General features: G+C 73.7%; 15 protein-coding genes. 7 read left to right on the forward strand and 8 right to left on the reverse strand.

Annotated features, from left to right (window positions below):
* Positions 1-5 precede the first annotated feature (5 nt).
* From AB0I72_RS11475 to AB0I72_RS11485, 3 genes are all read right to left on the reverse strand, one after another.
* Positions 6-560 (reverse strand): ATP-binding protein, encoded by a 555-nt coding sequence (locus AB0I72_RS11475; RefSeq protein WP_358565921.1) that lies wholly within the window; start codon positions 558-560, stop codon positions 6-8.
* A gap of 193 nt (positions 561-753) precedes the next feature.
* Positions 754-2,295: a glycerol-3-phosphate dehydrogenase/oxidase gene (locus AB0I72_RS11480; RefSeq protein ID WP_358565924.1), complete on the reverse strand. Its 1,542-nt coding sequence runs from the start codon at positions 2,293-2,295 to the stop codon at positions 754-756.
* 45 nt (positions 2,296-2,340) lie between these two features.
* Positions 2,341-2,928, reverse strand: a complete 588-nt coding sequence (locus AB0I72_RS11485; protein ID WP_358565927.1) for a helix-turn-helix domain-containing protein — start codon at positions 2,926-2,928, stop codon at positions 2,341-2,343.
* A gap of 17 nt (positions 2,929-2,945) precedes the next feature.
* Here AB0I72_RS11485 and AB0I72_RS11490 point away from each other — a divergent pair, with 17 nt between their 5' ends.
* From AB0I72_RS11490 to AB0I72_RS11500, 3 genes are all read left to right on the forward strand, one after another.
* Positions 2,946-4,580, forward strand: a complete 1,635-nt coding sequence (locus AB0I72_RS11490) for an FAD-binding oxidoreductase (RefSeq protein WP_358565930.1) — start codon at positions 2,946-2,948, stop codon at positions 4,578-4,580.
* 87 nt (positions 4,581-4,667) lie between these two features.
* Entirely contained in the window at positions 4,668-7,196 is a 2,529-nt protein-coding gene (locus AB0I72_RS11495; protein WP_358565933.1) for an ATP-binding protein, read from the forward strand.
* A complete protein-coding gene (locus AB0I72_RS11500) occupies positions 7,177-7,863 on the forward strand; it encodes a response regulator transcription factor (RefSeq protein ID WP_358565936.1) in 687 nt (228 codons plus the stop codon). Before AB0I72_RS11495 ends, AB0I72_RS11500 begins: the two co-directional genes overlap by 20 nt.
* A gap of 18 nt (positions 7,864-7,881) precedes the next feature.
* Here the strand turns inward: AB0I72_RS11500 and AB0I72_RS11505 are convergent, their stop codons facing one another.
* Both AB0I72_RS11505 and AB0I72_RS11510 read right to left on the reverse strand, forming a co-directional pair.
* Positions 7,882-8,826, reverse strand: a complete 945-nt coding sequence (locus AB0I72_RS11505; protein WP_358565939.1) for an aminoglycoside phosphotransferase family protein — start codon at positions 8,824-8,826, stop codon at positions 7,882-7,884.
* 186 nt (positions 8,827-9,012) lie between these two features.
* On the reverse strand, positions 9,013-9,690 hold the full coding sequence (locus AB0I72_RS11510) for a CbiX/SirB N-terminal domain-containing protein (RefSeq protein WP_358565942.1): 678 nt from the start codon (positions 9,688-9,690) through the stop codon (positions 9,013-9,015).
* Between the two features lie 850 nt (positions 9,691-10,540).
* Between AB0I72_RS11510 and AB0I72_RS11515 the strand changes: the two genes are divergently transcribed.
* From AB0I72_RS11515 to AB0I72_RS11525, 3 genes are all read left to right on the forward strand, one after another.
* Positions 10,541-11,353 (forward strand): aminoglycoside adenylyltransferase domain-containing protein, encoded by an 813-nt coding sequence (locus AB0I72_RS11515; protein WP_358565945.1) that lies wholly within the window; start codon positions 10,541-10,543, stop codon positions 11,351-11,353.
* Between the two features lie 43 nt (positions 11,354-11,396).
* Positions 11,397-11,957, forward strand: a complete 561-nt coding sequence (def, locus tag AB0I72_RS11520; protein ID WP_358565948.1) for a peptide deformylase — start codon at positions 11,397-11,399, stop codon at positions 11,955-11,957.
* A gap of 207 nt (positions 11,958-12,164) precedes the next feature.
* The gene (locus AB0I72_RS11525) at positions 12,165-13,127 is read left to right on the forward strand and encodes a hypothetical protein (protein WP_358565951.1); all 963 of its coding nucleotides are present in this window, start codon (positions 12,165-12,167) and stop codon (positions 13,125-13,127) included.
* A gap of 1 nt (position 13,128) precedes the next feature.
* On the opposite strand, the gene AB0I72_RS11530 is transcribed toward AB0I72_RS11525, so the two are convergent.
* Complete coding sequence (locus tag AB0I72_RS11530) at positions 13,129-14,391, reverse strand: MFS transporter (RefSeq protein ID WP_358565954.1); 1,263 nt, start codon at positions 14,389-14,391, stop codon at positions 13,129-13,131.
* Positions 14,392-14,440: 49 nt separating this feature from the next.
* A complete protein-coding gene (locus AB0I72_RS11535) occupies positions 14,441-15,226 on the reverse strand; it encodes an alpha/beta fold hydrolase (protein WP_358565957.1) in 786 nt (261 codons plus the stop codon).
* 246 nt (positions 15,227-15,472) lie between these two features.
* On the opposite strand from AB0I72_RS11535, the gene AB0I72_RS11540 reads away from it, so the two are divergent.
* Entirely contained in the window at positions 15,473-17,635 is a 2,163-nt protein-coding gene (locus AB0I72_RS11540; RefSeq protein WP_358565960.1) for an elongation factor G-like protein EF-G2, read from the forward strand.
* 30 nt (positions 17,636-17,665) lie between these two features.
* On the opposite strand, the gene AB0I72_RS11545 is transcribed toward AB0I72_RS11540, so the two are convergent.
* Positions 17,666-18,469, reverse strand: a complete 804-nt coding sequence (locus AB0I72_RS11545; RefSeq protein ID WP_358565963.1) for a M48 family metallopeptidase — start codon at positions 18,467-18,469, stop codon at positions 17,666-17,668.

Raw genomic sequence — 18,469 nt, forward strand, 5'->3', positions numbered from 1 at the left:
TCCGGTCAGGCGGCGGGCCAGGAGCTGCCGGTCATGTCGTAGGCCAGGTGGAACCACACCTTGCGGATGCTGGGGTGCCCGTTGTCCCCCCAGGTGGTGGCGAAGCTGTCGACCAGGGCGAGCCCCCGACCGCTCTCCGCCGTCAGGCGGTCGCCCTCCATCGGCACGGGGGCCAGTGCCCGGCCGCCGTCCGGGAGCGCCCGGACGGGCCTGCCGTTGTCCCGGCAGACCAGCGTCAGCCCCTTGGCTCCCCGGGTCACCTTGAGCACGAAGGTCTGCCCCTCCTCGCCCGACCGGCTGTGCCGCAGGGCGTTGGTCGCCAGCTCCGTCCCCAGCAGCGAGAACACGTACCGGAAGTCGCCGTCGCGGCTGGCGGCGCAGGTGTCGAGGAAGGCCCGGCACAGGGGCACGCTCCTGGGCTCTCCGGGGAACTCCCAGTGCCGTTTGGTGAAGGGCACGGGAGGCCGTCCGTTGAAGTAGTGCCGGTACTCGTCCGGTACGCCCGCCAGGACGGCGTCGTCGTCCTCGGCGAGCGCGGGCACGGAAACGAGCGTGGGCATGGGTGACTCCTTCGGCGGGGCGGCTCAGTGGGCGGGCGAACCGTGACAGGGGGAGGCTTGGGAGCGTCCGGCGCCGTGAGGGAGGCGGCGGGCCGGACCGGCTACGACCATACGCGATCGACGCCCTGTGGGACAGGGGATGTCGGTGTGGCGCGTTCCGCGAAACCGGTCCGGCGCCGAGAGCCCCGGAGGGCTACCCGGTGGCGAGCGCCGCGAGTGCCGCCCGGGCCGCGGCGTCGGCGGCGGCCCGGTCGCCCGGGACCAGACCGATCCGCGTACGCCGGTCCAGCAGGTCGTCCACGTCCAGGGCCCCCTCGTGCCGGACGCCGAAGCGCAGCTCGGCCCCGGTGACCCCGCACGCCACCGGTGCGAGCAGCGCGGGGTCGCCCCCGGCCTCCGCGACGACGTCGGCGGCCTCGGTCCCGTACCGGCGCACGAGCCGGCGCGGGACGTCCAGGGCGTCGAGCTCCTCCGGGGAGGCGGCGCCGACCAGCGGCAGCGTGCGGGTGCGGCACGGACCCGCGGTCAGGCCGCGGGCGCGCACGGCGGTGTCCACGGCCTCCTCGGCCATCGCCCGGTAGGTGGTGAGCTTGCCGCCGACCACGGTGACCGCGCCGGTCGGCGCGACGGTGACGGAGTGTTCGCGGGACAGGTCGGAGCTGGCGCCGTCCGCGTGGAGGAGGGGGCGCAGCCCGGCGAAGGCGCCCAGCACGTGTTCGCGGCCGATCCGCGTGCGCAGGGCCTGGTTGAGCTGGGCGAGCAGGAAGTCGACGTCGGTGTCGGGGACCTCGGGCACGCGCGGGGCGGGCCCGTCCACGGGTTCGTCGGTCAGCCCCGCGAACACCCGCCCGTCGGCCTGCGGGAGCGCGAACACGAACCGGTTGACGCTGCCCAGGACCGGCACGGTGAGCGCGGCCCGGGGGTGACCGAGCGCCGCGCCGTCCAGGACGAGGTGGCTGCCCCGGCTGGGGCTCAGCCGCACGGACGGGTCGAGTTCCCCGGCGTGCACCCCGGTCGCGTTGACCACGGCCCGGGGGCGCAGGGCGAGGGTCTGGCCCGTGACCTCGTCCCGCAGCCACACCCCGTCGGCGGTCACGGTCTCGGCCGAGCAGCGTGTGATGACACGGGCGCCCTCGCGCGCGGCCGTGCGGGCGAGGGCGACCACGAGGCGGGCGTCGTCGACCAGTTGGCCGTCGAAGGACAGGATGCCTCCGCGCAGTCCCTCGGGCCGGACGCCGGGCAGCAGACGCAGGGTCTGGCGGGCGGTGAGCAGCCGGGGGCCGGGGAGGACGCCCCTGGGGGTGCCCGCCAGGACGCGCAGGGCGTCGCCCATGCCCATGCCGCCGCGGACGAGCAGTGGCTTGACCAGCCCCGCTCCCCGGTGCACCGGAACGACCATGGGCAGGGGGCGGACGAGGTGCGGAGCGGTGACGCGCATGAGGACGTCGCGCTCGCGGGCGCTCTCGTAGGCGATGCCCACCTGCCCCCGGGCGAGGTAGCGCAGGCCGCCGTGGACGAGCTTGGAGCTCCACCGGCTGGTGCCGAAGGCGAGGTCGTCGCGTTCGACGAGGACGGTGGACAGGCCGCGGGAGGCCGCGTCGAGCGCGACCCCCGCACCGGTCACGCCCCCACCGACGACCAGGACGTCCACGCGTGGGTGGGCGCCGAGGTCGGCGAGGTCGGCGGCGCGGCGGGCGGAGTTCAGGGACGAGGACGCGGGAACGGTGGGGCGCATGGGGCGGTCCTTCCTGGGGTGTGGGAGGTGGGGCGGGTGGCCCGGTCAGGGGGCGAGGTAGCCGTCCAGGAGGCGGGTCAGCTCGGTGACGAGCCCCGCCTCGTCGGTCACGTCCGCGACCAGGCGGCGGGAGGTGACGGTGTTCTGCACGGTGACGAGGACGAGCCGGGCGAGGACCGCGGGGTCGCCCGGGCGGACCGACCCGTCGCGCTGGCCCTCGGCCACGACGGGTTCCAGCGCGTCCAGGGCGGCGTGGTGGCTGGTGCCGAGCCGGTGGAACGTGTACGTGGCCAGGAGTTCCGGCTCGGTGTCCACCACGCGGGTGAACAGCGGGTGGTCGAGCATGGCGCGCGCGACCCCGGCGGCGTGGCGGACCAGGCGCGTGCGCACGCTCTCCCCCGCCAGGTCCTGTTCGGCGGCCGTCTCCTCGGCGAGCAGGATCCGGCGCAGTTCGCGGGTGAGCAGGTCCGCGACCAGGGCCGTCACGTCGGGCCACCTGCGGTAGACGGTGGGGCGGCTGACCCCGGCGCGGCGGGCCACGTCGGTCAGGGTGGTGCGGCGCACCCCGAAGGCCTCGACACAGGCCAGGGCCGCGTCCAGGATCTCGTCCTCTACGTTACGTTTTGACGCCATGTGTAAAACTGTAGAGCATGACTGACGAGAACCCTCCCACCGGATCGACCTCCGGATCCGCGACCGCCCCCGAGATGAGCTGGTTCGGCTGGGGCGACCCGGCCAAGGCGAAGAGCCTCGACCCCGCGCTGCGCGACCTGGTCGCCCAGGTGCTGCGCACCGAACCCAGGAACCTTCCCCCCGTCCCCGAGGACGAGGTCGCGCTGCCCGCCTCCCGACTGGACGCCACGGTGCGCGACGCCCTCGCCGAGGTCGTCGGGGCCGACCACGTGCGCGTCGACGACGCCGTGCGCCTGCGCCACGTCGGTGGGAAGAGCACGCCCGACCTGCTGCGCCGCCGCTCCGGCTCCGCCGACCCCGCCCCCGACGCGGTCGTCCACCCGGCCGACCACGACGAGGTGGAGCGCCTGCTCCGGGTGTGCTCCGACGCGCGGGTGGCGGTGGTGCCCTTCGGCGGCGGCACCAGCGTCGTGGGCGGGGTGACCCCCCTGCGCGGAGAGTTCCCGGCGGTGGTCGCCCTGGACCTGCGCCGACTCGACCGCCTGGTGTCGCTCGACCGCGTCTCCGCCACGGCGGTCCTGGGCGCGGGGGTGCGCACCCCGCACGCCGAGGCCCTGCTCGGCGAGCACGGGTTCACGCTCGGGCACATGCCGCAGAGCTACGAGTACGCGACCATCGGCGGCTACGCGGCGACGCGCTCCAGCGGCCAGGCGTCCTCCGGATACGGACGGTTCGAGGACATGGTGGTGTCGCTCCGGGTGGCCACGCCGCGCGGAACGCTGGAGCTGGGCGGCCCGCCCGCCTCGGCGGCCGGGCCGGATCTGCGGCGGCTCCTGCTCGGGTCGGAGGGCGTCCTCGGCGTGATCACCGAGGTCGGTCTGCGCGTGCGTCCGCGCCCGGCGACGGTGCTCGACGAGGCGTGGTCCTTCCCCGACTTCGCCACGGGTGTGGCCGCGCTGCGCACGCTCGCGCAGTCGGACGCGCGCCCGACCATGGCGCGGGTGCTGGACGAGTCGGAGACGTTCGTGGGCGCCGCTCTGGGCGGCCGGGAGGCGACGCCGGGCTGCCAGGCGGTCCTGGGCTTCGAGGGCTCCGAGGCGGACGTGGCCGGGCGGTCGGCCGCGGTCCGGGAGGTGCTGACGGCGGCGGGCGGCACGCCGCTCGGCGCGGACCCGGTGGCGCACTGGCGGGAGAACCGCTTCTCGGCCCCGTACCTGCGCGACACGCTGCTGTCGTCGGGGTTCCTCGCCGAGACCCTGGAGACCGCGGCGGCCTGGAGCGACCTGCTGCCGCTGTACGAGGCGGTCGCGGGCGCGCTGACCGGGGCGCTGGACGGCGACGAGGGCGGCGCGGTGGTCATGTGCCACGTGTCGCACACCTACCCGACCGGCGCGTCGCTGTACTTCACGGTCGCCACGGCGGCGGGGGCGGCGCCGCTCGAACGGTGGGACCGCGCCAAGCGGGCCGCCTCGGACGCGATCGTGGCCCACGGCGGGACGATCACCCACCACCACGCGGTGGGCACCGACCACCGGCCGTGGATGGCGGCGGAGATCGGCCCGCTGGGCGGGGACATGCTCCGCGCGGTCAAGGCCGCGCTGGACCCCGAGGGCGTGCTCAACCCGGGCAAGCTGATCCCCGACCCGTCATAGGCGGCGACGGCCCCGGCGGACGACGCCGGGGCCGCGTGCGGTGACCGCCGGTACGCGTTCCTTGCCCGCGAGCGTGACAATGGAGGTGTGGCACGAGGAAAGCTCCGTATCTACCTGGGGTCGGCGCCCGGTGTGGGCACGACCCACAACGCCCTGGCCGAGGTGCGCCGCCGGGCCGAGGACGGCACCGACGTGATCGTCGCCGCGGCCCACACCCACCGCCGCCAGCGCACGTCCGCGCTGCTGACGGGCTTGGAGGTGGTGCCCCAGCATCCGTCCGGCGCGGTCGACACCGCCGCCGTCGTCGCGCGCGCCCCGGAGCTGGCACTGGTCGACGACCTCGCCCACGCCAACGGTCCGCACGCGCCGCACGACTCGCGCTGGCAGGACGTGGAGGAGCTGCTCGACGCGGGGATCGACGTCGTGACCACCGTGGGCATCCACCACCTGGAGTCGCTCAACGACGTGGTCACGCAGATCACCGGCGTCCGGCCCGAGCAGACCGTCCCCGACCAGGTTGTGCGCCGCGCGGCCGAGATCGAGCTCGTCGACGTCACCCCGCAGGAGCTGCGCCGCCGCATGGCGCACGGCGACATCCACCCGGCCGAGCGCGTGGACGCCGCGATGGCCTCCTACTACCGCGAGGGCAACCTCGCGGCCCTGCGCGAGCTGGCACTGCTGTGGACCGCCGACCGGGTCGAGGAGGGGCTGGCCCGGTACCGGGGCGAGCACGAGATCCGCAGCACCTGGGAGGCGCGCGAACGCGTCGTGGTGGCGCTCACCGGAGGTCCCGAGGGCGAGACCCTGATCCGCCGTGCCGCGCGGGTCGCGGCGCGCTCCCGGGGCGGCCACCCCCAGCCCAGCCACCTGCTGGCCGTCCACGTGGTGAAGTCGGACGCCATCGGCCGCCCGCTCACCGACGACCTGGTCCGGCAGCGCAAGCTGTTGGCCGAGCTGGGCGGCACCTACCACCAGGTGATCAGCTCCGACGTGGCCAAGGGGCTGCTGGAGTTCGCGCGGGGCGTGCACGCGACCCAGATCGTGCTGGGGTCGTCGCGCCGCCGTTCCTGGCAGTACGTGTTCGGTCCGGGCGTGGGCGCGATCGTGGCGCGCGACTCCGGGGACATCGACGTGCACATCGTCACCCACGAGCAGGTGGGCAGCGGGATGTGGCTGCTGCCCGCCCCCGGGCGCGGGGTCGGCGAGCACCGGAGGGTGACCGGCTGGGTGCTGGCCGCGGCCGCGCCCGCCCTCATGTCGCTGTTCCTGCTGCTGCCGCCGTTCCAGGGCGTGAGCCTGTCCTCGGACGCGATGTTCCTGCTGCTGACCACGGTCGCCACCGCGGCGGTCGGCGGCCTGTGGCCGGCGCTGGCCTCCGCGTTGTGGAGCGCGGTCCTGCTCACCCTGGTGCTCTCGCCCAGCCACGGCAGGCCGGCGGTGTCGTTCGACAACGCCGTGGCGCTGACGGCGATCGTCCTGGTGGGCGCCCTGGTCGCGGTGGTGGTGGAGATGGCGGCGCGCAGGTCGGCGCAGGCGGCCCGGGGGCGTGCGGAGGCCGACGCGGTCGCCCTGCTCGCGGGGAGCGTCCTGGCCGGGAACGAGCCGCTCCAGGCGCTGCTGCGCAGGATCCGCAAGACCTTCGGCCAGCGGTCGGCGACGCTGCTGGAGCGGGTCGAGCACGACCGGTGGCGCGCGGTGCACAGCGTGGGCGCCCCGGCGTGCGAGTCCCCGGAGGAGGCGGACGTGCTCGTGTCGATCTCCGACACCCTCGCGCTCGCGCTGCGCGGCCGGGTCCTGCCCGCCGCCGACCGGAGTGTGCTGTGGGCGTTCGCCGCGCACCTGGGCATCGCCCTGGAGCACAAGCGGTTGGAGTGGGACGCCGCCGAGGCGCGCGGCCAGGTGGCGGGCAACCGCATCCGCACCGCGCTGCTCGCCGCCGTCTCCCACGATCTGCGCACCCCGCTCACCTCGATCAAGGCGAGCATGGCCAGCCTGCGGGCCACCGACATCGAGCTCGACCCGACGGACCGCGAGGCCCTGATGGAGACCGTGGAGGAGTCCGCGGACCGACTCAACCGGCTGATCGACAACCTGTTGGACATGAGCCGGGTGCAGACCGACAGCGTGCGCCCCAAGATCCGGCCCGTGGGACTGGAGGAGGTGGTCTCGGCCACCCTGATCGGTCTCCCCCACGACGCGGTCAGGGTGGACGTCCCCGACTGCCTGCCGCGGGTCCGGGCCGACGCGGGGCTGCTGGAACGGGCGGTGGCCAACGTGGTGTCGAACGCGGTGCGGCACAACCCCGACCCCCGCGTGCCGGTCCTCGTGGCGGCGAGCGCGCACGGCGGGAGCGTCCAGTTGCGCGTGGTGGACCGGGGTCCGGGGGTGTCGGACGAGGGGAAGCAGCGGATGTTCGAGGCCTTCCAGCGCCTGGGGGACGCGCCCCAGGGCACGGGGGTCGGTCTCGGGCTGGCCGTCGCCCGTGGTTTCGTTGAGGCGATGCACGGCACGCTCTCGCCCGAGGACACCCCGGGCGGCGGTCTGACCATGGTGTTCGACCTGAGGGCGGCGGACACGGACGGCGAGAGGAGGGCCGATGCGGGTCCTGGTCGTTGACGACGACATGCAGATCATCCGCGCGATGCGCATCAACCTGCGGGCGCGCGGGCACGACGTGGACACCGCTCCCGACGGCGCCTCGGCGCTGCGGCTGGCCGCCGAGTGCCACCCGGACGTGGTGCTGCTGGACCTCGGGCTGCCCGACATGGAGGGCATGGAGGTCATCCAGCGGCTGCGCGGGTGGTCGCAGGTACCGATCATCGTGCTGTCGGCGCGGCACTCGGCCGGGGAGAAGGTGCGCTGCCTGGACTCGGGCGCGGACGACTACGTCACCAAGCCGTTCGGGATGGACGAGCTGCTGGCCCGGATGCGGGCGGCGGAGCGGCGGTCGGCCCCGGTGGAGGAGGCGCCGGTGGTGCGCACCCCGGACTTCACCGTGGACCTGGGCGCCAAGCGGGTCACCAGGGACGGCGAGGAGGTGCGGCTGACCCCGACCGAGTGGCACATCCTGGAGATCCTGACCCGGCGCCCCCGGCAGCTGGTCAGCCAGCGCCAGCTGCTGCACGACGTGTGGGGTCCCGCGTACCAGAGCGAGACCAACTACCTGCGGGTCTACCTGGCGCAGCTGCGCAGGAAGCTGGAGCCGGACCCGGCGCGGCCGCGCTACCTGATCACCGAGGCCGGTCGGGGCTACCGGTTCGAGACGCCGGAGACCGACGGCTGAGACCGGTCCGGCCGCGGCTCACCTGGGGTGGGACCGCGCCAGCCGCCGACCGCCCTCGACGAGGTCCATGACGGTCGCGAACTCCTCGGTGTGTCCCTGCGCCCGGTTGACCTTGGCGACCGCGAAGCACGGCGCGAACGCGCGCACCCACTCCATCATGCGGTCGCCGTCCACGCCCAGGGTGTGGGAGAGGACGTCGACCCGCCGTTCCACCTCGACGACGCTCGTGGCCTTCCACACCGCCCAGTCCACCGCGTCGACCGCGGCGTCCCCGAGGCAGGCGCGCGGGTCGATGGCCACCAGACCGCGCGGGCCGCCGTCGAGCACGTTGCCGGGGTGCAGGTCGCCGTGCAGCGGGACGACGTCGACCTCGCCGATGGCCAGCGCACGGGCGCGGCAGAACCCCTGGTGCATGGCGGTCGTGGACACGACGTTGGCCGCCGGGCCCTCGTTGCGCTCCCGGGTCCACATGTCGAAGATGAACTGCACGCGCGCCACGAGGGGGCGCAGTTCCAGCAGCTGGGAGCGGGGCACCTCCACCTCGTGGAGCTGGGAGACGAGGGTGCCGATCGTCACCATCGGCGGGACCACGCCGGTCTCGGCGACGGTGTCCCCCTCGACGCGCTCCATGAGGATGGCGCCGCGTTCGTGGTCCAGGGCCCACACCTCGGGCACCCGGTGCGAGGGCTCCCACATGCGCAGCAGGTTCGCCTCGGAGACCGCCAGACCGGCGTCCGGGCAGAGTTTGAGGACGCCGTCGCGGCCGTCGGGGAGCGTGACCTGGACGACGACCGCGGTACGGCCGTGCGGTGCGGCGCCCTCCACGGTCAGCCGCCACTCCGTCGCGATCTTCTCCACGACGGCGGGGAGTTCGGCGAGCCACTCGGTCACATGACCGCCGAAGCGCCGTTCCAGACGACGACGTTGCCGTTCGTCGACGAACCGCGCTGTGACGTCATTCATATATCCACCTTAGGTCCGCGCCGAGGCTGGGGAGGTGGCGACCTCGGGAGGGGCCGTTCCCGGACCCGCCTCGCGCCGTGTGCCGGTCGGCGCGATACGGATGTGGCTTCGAGGGGTGCGGGGAATTCCCGCCCTCTGGCCCCATACCCACCCACGCGCCGTAGATAACGGTCGGAGCACGGTCGGTCAGGCCAGGCGCCCCTTCGCGGCGCGGTGCTGGGCGAGCAGGGTGTCGACGATCAGGTCGGACGGCCACAGCGGTGCGGTGATGGCGGTGACGTCCAGGCTCCGGAGGAGGTCGAAGTCGGGTCCGTCGACCAGCCGCCACGCGGCGACCGCGACACGCTCGCGGCCGTCGCGGCGAAGTCGGTCGACGGCGTCGAGGACCGAGGGCGCCCAGGTGCGCAGGTACCCGACCTGGACGGGGGAGGCGAGGCGTCGGCTGAGCATGCGGGCCACGTCCATGACCACCTGGCGCTCCTCGCCGCCGGTGGTGCCGTCGGCGGCCAGGACCACGCCGTCGTCGGGGCTCCAGCCGGAGTCCGCGAGCCGCCCGGCGAGGTCGGCGACGATCGAGGGCACCGCGCCCAGAGGAGTGGTGTGGCAGGAGTTCTCCAGGTGGGCGAGGTCGAGCCGCGAGAACAGGTGCGCGCTGGCCACGTCTCCGCCGGCGACGTACGCGGGGACGACCACCTTGGGCCCGGAGACGGACCGGATGGCGGCGGCGACCTCGTCGGGGCTGCCGAAGGCCGCGGCCACGGGAACCTCGCCCCGGTCGGCGACCGCCTCGGCGAGGCCGCACAGGGCCTCCCGGCGGTGGGCGTCACGCGCGTCGTCGGCTACGAGGACCATCGTGGGGACCATGTACGGCTCCTTGGGAATCGCAGGGAGATCTGCCGTCCTCCGCGAGCGTAAAGCGGCCCAGTTTCGGGGGAGTGCCCTCGTGTTACGCACAGGAAAACAACAGACAATGGCTGTGATGGTTATCACCAGAGGCTCTCTCAGTGAACCATAACAATCACCGAAAAACCGACCCGTGTCCACATCCGGGAGGGTGTGGCGTGGGCCGCACTGCGCCCGCGCACGGCGTCCTTCCCGCTCCGCCGCCCGTCCGCTCCGCCGCACGCAGGCACGACGCCCACGGGGTTCCCGAAACAGGACGAATTGGACCGCGGGGAACGTGGGGGGATCACATCCGAATGTCGCCACCCGCGTGACCGATTCGTCGCGAAAGTTCTCCAGAGAAAAACGGGGACAAAGAAATTCCAATGCATATGCACAGAGCAGGTGCACATGCGCCGGAACCGGCGGGCGTCTCCCGTGCGTACCGGCGACCGGTCGACGCACCGCGTTTCCTCCCCCACGCGGGGACACGCCGCCCGGGAGGGCGCGACGCCCGGGGCGGGCGGGCTCCGGCCCCGGTCGCGCGCGCACGAGGACCGCGACCACGCCCCTTGCACACCCGACGCGCTGCTGTCAAGGGTGCACTCTCCCCTCCTCCCCTGTGACCGCACACCACCTGACGTGGGGAGACAGGGGGCGAGTCCGGCGTGATCACTTGCCATCGTCCGGCGGGCCAACCACACTTGACCACGATCGGAGGGTTCCCGCGTCACACCCGTCACGGGAATCCTGCTGGTCACCGCGTCCCCGGCTCCCCCATCCGGACAGCACGCGACCCGCGAACCGCCGAACCATCCAGACTGGAGTGAGCATGGCCGTCCACCCTCGGGTGCAGACGCTGGCCCAGACCTTCCTCGCACACGCGGACCAGACCGCCCCCGGCCTGGTCGAAGGCCTCTATCTGACCGGTTCGGTCGCCCTCGGCGACTTCCGTCCGCACACCAGCGACGTCGACTTCGTCATCGTCACCTCGCACACGCCGGGCCAGCGCGACCTCGACCTCCTGCGCCGCGTCCACGCGCTCACCCGCGCCGACGTCCCCCGCCCCCAGTTCAACGGGATCCACGTCACCTGGGACGACCTCACCCGCGACCCCGCCGTCTGCGGCTCCGTCGCCTCGGTGATCGCCGGACGCTTCCGGCAGCGGGCGAGCGCCGACGTCAACCCCGTCACCTGGCACATCCTCGCCGACCGGGGCGTCACGATGCGCGGACCGCACCCCCTGGAACTGGACGTGTGGGACGAACCCGAGAGCCTGCGCACCTGGTCCCTGGGCTCGCTGGACGAGCAGTGGCGCCGCTGGCGGGAGAAGGCCGGACGCCTGGTGACCCCGCGCGGCCTGGCCGTGCTCGGCTCCCTGGCCCCCTCCTGGAGCGTGCTCAGCGTCAGCCGTCTGCACTTCACGCTCAAGACCGGCGAGATCACCTCCAAGTCCGGAGCGGGCGCCTACGCGCTGCACGCCTTCCCCGAGCGGTGGCAGCGGATCGTCAACGAGTGCCTGCGCGTCCGCCGCGGGGCCCAGGCCCCGTCGCTGTACGAGAGCGCGCTCGCCCGCCGCCGGGCCGCCCTGGACTACATCGAGATGGTCCTGGACGACTCCCTGCGCCCCGGTCTGGCGGCCTGAGGCCCCGTACCCGGTCCGCGGAACATGTCCTAACCTGAGGGGCATGACCATGCGCCCCATCGTCCGGTTCGGCGACCCCGTCCTCGTCACCAGGACCACCCCCGTCACCCGGTTCGACCAGCACACGAAGGCCCTGGTCCAAGACCTGCTGGACACCGTGGACGCCCCCGGCCGCGCCGGGGTCGCCGCCACCCAGATCGGTGTCGGGCTGCGCGTGTTCAGCTACAACGTCGAGGGTCGGATCGGGTACGTCATCAACCCGCGGATCACGGAGCTGTCCGACGAGGCGCAGGACGGCGAGGAGGGCTGCCTGTCCGTCCCCGAGCTCTGGTACCCCACCCGCCGCGCCCAGCACGCCGTCGTCACCGGTGTCGACCTGCGCAACGAGCCGGTCACCGTCGAGGGCACGGGGCTCATGGCCCGCTGCCTCCAGCACGAGACCGACCACCTGGACGGCATGCTCTACGTCGAGCGTCTGGACGCGGACCACCGCAAGCGCGCGATGCGTGACATCCGCCGCTCCTCCTGGTTCCTCCCGGCCGAGCCCGCCCCCGCCGCTCCCACCGGGAACGCCCTTCCCAGCGCCTTCGGCGGCGCGCGCTGACCGAACCCGGCCGTGCCGGGGGGCTTCCGCCGCAGTGCGCAGCTCCGGGTATCTTCGGACACATCCCCGCACACTCCCCCACAGTCACGTGGGTCACCGCACAAGGCATGTAGATCTCGTCAGATCCGCCGTGCGCCCCCTCCCCCGGCGCCCCCCAGCACCGCCGCCGGTGCGAAGGGCCGTGCGTGGATCGCCCTCGGAGCAGCCATGACACCCTCTCCCCCGACCACCCCGCGGCGCGCCCGACGCTCCGCCCTCACCATCCCCGCGCTCGCCACGGCGCTCGTGGTCGCCCTGCCCTCGACCGCCGCGGCCGAGCCGGACGAGGTCGACATCGACGAGCTGACGGAGCGGGCGGAGGAGCTGGAGGAGTCCTACCAGGGCGAACTGCTCCAGTTCACCGAGATCCGGGACCGCGTCGAGCGGGCCGAGGACGACCTGGCCGAGATCGAGGAACGCCTGGACTCGTCCCGGAGCGGCGTGTCCGTCATCGCCTCCTCCCGGTACAAGACCGACGGCTTCCTTCCGAGCCTCCAGATCATCTTCTCCAGCGAGCCCGAGCGGATGTTCACCGACGCCGCGACCGTCGCCTACCTCAGCGAGAACCAGGCGGCGCAGATCTCCGACCTCGTCGAGACCCACCGCGAGCAGGAGGAGGTCACCGCGGAGCTCAACGAGGAGCTGGCCGAGGCCGAGGAGCTCGTCGAGACCCTGGAGGAGGAGCGCGAGGAGGTCGAGGAGCGGATCCGGGAGTACGAGGAGTCCCAGGTCCCCGAGACCCCGGGGAACGGCACCATCCCCGACAGCGCCCGGGGCGGCGGCTGGGACTCCACCACGCCCCGCATGGCCGCGATCCGCGACAACATCATCATGGCCTACGGCGCGCCCTACCCCGTGGGCTGCTGGCGGCCCACCGCGGACGACCACGGCGACGGCCGCGCCTGCGACTTCATGATGAGCTCCGGCGGTGCGATGCCCTCGGCGGAGAACCAGGCCCTCGGCGACCAGATCGCCCAGCACGCGATCAACAACGCCGTCGCGTGGGGCGTGGACTACGTGATCTGGCGGCAGCGGATCTGGCAGCAGTCCAACCCCCAGTGGGTGTTCATGAACGACCGGGGCGACAACACCCAGAACCACTACGACCACGTGCACATCAGCTCGTACTAGCTCAGGGACCCCGGGACGCCTCCCCGGCGCGGGCGAGCGGCAGGGCCGCCGCCAGCGCCACGGCGGTGAGCGCGAACGCCGGTCCGTAGCCCAGCAGCTGGATGACCAGGCCCAAGCCCATCGCCCCGGCGCCCGCGCCGCCGTCGTAGCCGATGTTCCACACCGCGCTGGCCCGGCCGAACCCGGCCGGGCCAGCGCGGTTCAGCATGAGGGTGACCGTCTCGTTCTGGACGGCCCCGAACCCCAGGCCGAACACCGCCGCGCCGCTCAGCACCAGGACGGCCGCCCCGGCCCCCGGTTGGCCTCCGCCCTGCCACCACAGACCGGCGGCGGTCAGGACCGCCCCGAGGACCGCGACGCCCGTCCCCGGCAGCAGCAGGAGGCTCCGCCGCAGGCGGTCGTGCAGGCTCCCGGCGCTCCACCGGCCGACCACCACGCCCAGTGCGTAGAGCGCCAGTGCGCCCCCGGCCAGCCACGCCACACCCTCCAGCGGGATCGCCACGAACGTGACGAGCGCGCCGGCGGCCGAGGCGGTCAGCAGCATGAGCACGAGCGGGGCCGCCAGCGCCGACATCGGCACGCGCGCCCCCGCGGCCCCCGGTCGCCGCGCCCGGCCCGCGCCCCTCAGGGCGGGCCGGTTGCGACCGCCGTCGGCGAACCAGACGCCCGCGGACAGGACGGCGCCCGCCACCGAGCACAGGCCGGTGAGCCAGAACGCCGTGTCGAAGCCCAGGTGCAGCGCCAACCCCACCCCGCCGGGCAGGATGAGCACCTGCGGCACGCCGACGGCCAGCCCGTAGTAGCCGGTCGCCCGGCCCATCTGGTCGGCGGGCGCCAACCGGGCGGCCAGCGCGGTTCCGGCGACGGTGACCATCCCGAACCCGACACCGCGCACGGCCGACACGGCGACGAGCGGGCCGAGATCGGTCGTGGCCGCGAACAGCGGCGTCGGCAGGCCCATGACCAGGCAGCCGACCGGGAACGCCCATCGGTAGCCGCCGACGTGGTCCAGGAGCCAGGGCATGCGGAGCTGGGTGAGGACGGTCGTGAGCATGAACGCCGCCGTCGTGAGGCCCGCGCCGAACTCGCCCGCGCCGCCCCGTGTGGCCCACAGCGGCACGAGCGGGAGGACGGCGGCGAACCCGCACAGTCCGATCGCCGTCGCCGCGATGAGCAGGGCGAACCCCCGTCCGCGCAGCCCTGGGAGGCCCTCGCCGGACGGCGTGGTCGGGCGCGCGGAGGAGGGCGGATGAGATCGGGTCATCCGCCCTTTCTATCCCGGTTCGGGACCCCTGTCGACGGCGCCTCCTCCGTCACTCCCGCGCGGCGGCGACCCGCTCCCCGAGCCAGTCGCGCAGCCGGGCGGTCAGCTCCGGCGTCACCGCGCGCTCGGCGTGCCCCATCCCCGGGATGATCCACAGCTCACGCGGTTCACGGGCGGCGTCGTGGATCGCCACGGCGTGGGAGACCGGGAAGTAGGCGTCGGCGTCCCCGTGCACCACCAGCAGCGGGGTCGGCGCGATGTCCCCGGCGACCTCGCGCGGTTCCGCCGGGCGCGGGTCCCACCGCTGGTCGGTCACCCGCACCTTGCGGACGCGGTGCAGGAAGAACCGGCCGAGGGCGCCCTCGATGCCGAGGTGGAGCAGGCGCATCCGCCGGGTGCCCCGGTAGTACCAGCGGCTGGGCCCGCTCACCGCCACGGCGGCCGAGACGCCGCCGTAGATCGCCGCGTGTCGGACCACCACCGCCGCCCCCATGGAGAAGCCCACGGTGGCGACGGAGGTGTAGCCCAGATCCCGCAGGCGGTCGACGGCCGCCTCCAGGTCGTGGATCTCGGCGTTGCCCACGGTGCTCAGGCCGCCGGATCCGTGGTGGCCGCGGAAGTCGAAGGTCATGACGTCGCCGACGGGCAGGAGCCCCTCGGCGATCGCACGGGTGTGGGTGCTGTGGTGGGTACCGGTGAATCCGTTGGCCAGGACCACGGCGGTGGTGCGGGGTTGGGCACCACGCCGCAGCAGGGCGTCGATGCCCACCCCGTCGGAGGTGGTCAACCAGAAACGTCGGACCCGGGAGGGCGGGTGGTCGATGGCGTCAGACACCCGACCATCGTGCCCGATCCCCCCGCGCTCGCGCTGCCCGCCCCCGGTGTGTCGTGCCCATCACCTGCCCTGCCCATGACCGGTTGTTTTCTCGACATATGAGGATGAGTCGGAACACGCGCGGGTGACCTCTTGTGGTGGCGGACATGACGAGCGAATGTGGAGAGTGTCACGGGTCACACCAGCGACGGTGCCCTCCGCCCTGGCGCGACCGGCAACCGACCCCGAAGGGATTGGGTGGTAGGGATGGTGGACCGAGCCGTAACAGTACCCAGGGCCGACAGGCCCGAGAACATCCGCAACGTCGTGCTCGTCGGACCGGCCGGTGCGGGGAAGACGAGTCTCGTGGAGGCCCTTCTCCTCGCCGCCGGGGAGATCGGTCGCCCCGGTCGCGTGGAGGAGGGCACGACGGTCAGCGACCACGACGAGGTCGAGATCCGCCAGAAGCGGTCGGTGAACCTCACCGTGAACCCGGTCATGGTGGGTGACGTCAAGGTCAACCTGCTGGACACCCCCGGCTACGCCGACTTCATCGGCGCGCTGCGCGCCGGTCTGCGCGGCGCCGACGCCGCCCTGTTCGTCGTCTCCGCCCTGGACGGCGTGGACGGGCGCACGCGCGTGCTGTGGGAGGAGTGCGCCGCCGTGGGGATGCCCCGCGCCGTGGCCGTCACCAAGATCGACCATCCGCGCGCGGACTTCGACCAGGTGGTCGCCGAGTGCCAGGAGGCCTTCGGCGGCGGTGTCCACCCCGCCTACGTCCCCGCCGTCGAGGGCGCTGGAGACTCCCGCCGCCTCGTGGGCGTGTGGGGCCTGGTGTCCGAGCGCTACCACGACTACTCCGACGGCGACGCGACCGACCGCCCGGTCCCCGACTGGCTGCGCGAGAAGGCCGGACCGCTCCGGGAGACCCTCGTCGAGGAGGTCATCACCGAGAGCGAGGACGAGGACCTCATGGAGCGCTACATGGAGGGCGGTGAACTCGACCCGGAGCGGCTCATCGCCGACCTCAAGGAGGCGGTGGCGGCGGGCGGGTTCCACCCCGTGCTGGCGATCAGCCCGACCAGGGGCGTCGGCGTGCGCGAGCTGCTGCGCGAGCTGCCCCTGTCCTGTCCCGACCCGACGCGCCGCCCCCTGCCGGAGGTGGTGCGACCGGACGGGCGCCCCGTCGAGGGACTGTCCTGCGACCCCGACGGCCCGCTCGTAGCCGAGGTGCTCAGCACCACCAGCGACCCGTACGTGGGCCGCATGAGCCTGGTGCGCGTGTTCTCCGGGACGCTGCGCCCCGACTCCGAGGTCCACCTGCACGGGCACGGGGTGCCCAGCGGCATGACCGGCGCCGAGGAGCACGACCGCGCGGGCAGCGACGAACGGCTGGGCGCGCTGTCGGTGCCGTTGGGCCGGGAGCACCGGCCGGTCGGCGAGGCGGTCGCCGGCGACCTGTGCCTGGTGGCCAAGCTGCCCGCGGCCCGCACCGGCGACACCGTGTCCGACCGCGAGCGCCCGCTGCGCGTGGCGCCGTGGCGCTTCCCCCAGCCCCTGTACCCGGTGGCGATCAAGGCGGCCTCCTCGGCCGACGAGGACAAACTGTCCCACGCGGTGGCCCGGCTGGTCGCGGAGGATCCGTCGCTGCACGTGGAGGTGAACGCCGAGACGCACCAGATGGTCCTGTGGACCCTGGGTGAAGCGCACCTGGACGCCGCGCTGGACCACCTGGACCACCGGTACGGGGTCCGCGTGGAGACCGGCGAGATGCGGGTGCCGCTGCGGGAGACGTTCGCCTCCGCCGCACAGGGTCTGGGCCGCAACGTCAAGCAGAGCGGCGGGCACGGCGAGTACGGGGTCTGCCGCATCCGCGTGGAGCCGCTGGGGTCGGGCGCGGGGCTGGAGTTCGTCGACGAGATCGTCGGCGGTGTGGTGCCGCGCCAGTTCATCCCGTCCGTGGAGAAGGGCGTGCGCGCCCAGATGGCCGAGGGCGTGGACTCGGGCTACCCGCTCGTGGACATCCGGGTCACGCTCTACGACGGCAAGGCGCACTCGGTGGACTCCTCCGACATGGCCTTCCAGAAGGCGGGGCGGCTCGCGTTGAGGAACGCCGCCGAGTCCGGGCGGCTGGCGATGCTGGAGCCGGTGGACGAGGTGTCGGTGGAGGTGGACGAGAGCCTCCTCGGGGCCGTGATGAGCGACCTGTCCGCGCGCCGGGGCCGCGTCGTGGGCACGGAGACGGCGCCGGGCGGCCGGGCGGTGGTGCGCGCGGAGGTGCCGGAGCTGGAGATCACGAGGTACGCCGTGGAGCTGCGCTCGCTGTCGCACGGGACCGGCGTGTTCACGCGCTCGTACCTGCGCCACGAACCGCTGCCGCAGCAGGTGGCGGCGAAGATCCCCCGCCAGGGGAACGGGAACTCCCGCTGAACGCCGGGGGCGCCCCCGCGAAGGGCGCCCCTAGAAGACCCGGCCCGGTCTGCTGCGGTCGGCCAGCGCGGCGAACCGGAAGGTGTTCACGGGGTGCGAGGAGAGCAGGTTGACCAGCAGGACGAAGAACCCGGTGTCGGTGGTGGCGCGCGCGGCGATGTCGTCGAAGTCCACCGCCTGGTACAGGTACTTGCCCGCGGCGAGCACGCGCAGTCCGTGCATCCCCTCGGGGCAGAACTTGTAGGCGTGGTTGTCGGCCGTGTACTCCTGCGCGCGCCCGAGCGTCGCGCCGACGCCCGGGATCACCTGGGCGACGGACACGCAGAACTGCCGCCAGAAGGACGTGTGCCCCGCGGCGATGTGGCCGACCTCGTGGCCGATGACGAACCGCAGGGCGTCGGGGTCGGCCAGCCGTCCGCCGACCTCGAACAGGTCGCTGTTGATCGCCACGTACCTGCGCAGTCCGTGGCCCGAGGCGAACGCGTTGAGCACCCCGTTGCCCAGCACGATGTAGGCCTCCGGCGGCCGCCGCATGTGGAACGCGGCGGCCGCCTCCACGACCATCCGGTACGCCTCGGGGAACTGCGCCTCGGTGACGCGCACGCCGTTGACGCGCTGTCGCGCGAACAGCTGGCCGCGCACGAAGTACACGAGCGCGGGGACGCTCAGCAACAGGAGCGGCTCGTTCGGGTCGCCCCCGTAGGCACGGCTGACCGCGCCCACGACGGCGAGCAGCGTCACCATGCCGCAGGCGATCAGGAGGGGGACCTCCCAGGGGTGCCGCAGCGACGCGCGCACACGGCGGTCACCCCATCGCCAGGGGGTGTCCCCCAT

The organism is Nocardiopsis sp. NPDC049922 (assembly GCF_040660275.1).
Taxonomy (GTDB): domain Bacteria; phylum Actinomycetota; class Actinomycetes; order Streptosporangiales; family Streptosporangiaceae; genus Nocardiopsis.

Coding starts and splice junctions, on each gene's coding strand:
- AB0I72_RS11475 (WP_358565921.1), bottom strand. CDS start 560: ATGCCCACGCTCGTTTCCGTGCCCGCGCTCGCCGAGGACGACGACGCC.
- AB0I72_RS11480 (WP_358565924.1), bottom strand. CDS start 2,295: ATGCGCCCCACCGTTCCCGCGTCCTCGTCCCTGAACTCCGCCCGCCGC.
- AB0I72_RS11485 (WP_358565927.1), bottom strand. CDS start 2,928: ATGGCGTCAAAACGTAACGTAGAGGACGAGATCCTGGACGCGGCCCTG.
- AB0I72_RS11490 (WP_358565930.1), top strand. CDS start 2,946: ATGACTGACGAGAACCCTCCCACCGGATCGACCTCCGGATCCGCGACC.
- AB0I72_RS11500 (WP_358565936.1), top strand. CDS start 7,177: ATGCGGGTCCTGGTCGTTGACGACGACATGCAGATCATCCGCGCGATG.
- AB0I72_RS11505 (WP_358565939.1), bottom strand. CDS start 8,826: ATGAATGACGTCACAGCGCGGTTCGTCGACGAACGGCAACGTCGTCGT.
- AB0I72_RS11510 (WP_358565942.1), bottom strand. CDS start 9,690: ATGGTCCCCACGATGGTCCTCGTAGCCGACGACGCGCGTGACGCCCAC.
- AB0I72_RS11515 (WP_358565945.1), top strand. CDS start 10,541: ATGGCCGTCCACCCTCGGGTGCAGACGCTGGCCCAGACCTTCCTCGCA.
- def (WP_358565948.1), top strand. CDS start 11,397: ATGACCATGCGCCCCATCGTCCGGTTCGGCGACCCCGTCCTCGTCACC.
- AB0I72_RS11525 (WP_358565951.1), top strand. CDS start 12,165: ATGACACCCTCTCCCCCGACCACCCCGCGGCGCGCCCGACGCTCCGCC.
- AB0I72_RS11530 (WP_358565954.1), bottom strand. CDS start 14,391: ATGACCCGATCTCATCCGCCCTCCTCCGCGCGCCCGACCACGCCGTCC.
- AB0I72_RS11540 (WP_358565960.1), top strand. CDS start 15,473: ATGGTGGACCGAGCCGTAACAGTACCCAGGGCCGACAGGCCCGAGAAC.
- AB0I72_RS11545 (WP_358565963.1), bottom strand. CDS start 18,469: ATGGGGGACACCCCCTGGCGATGGGGTGACCGCCGTGTGCGCGCGTCG.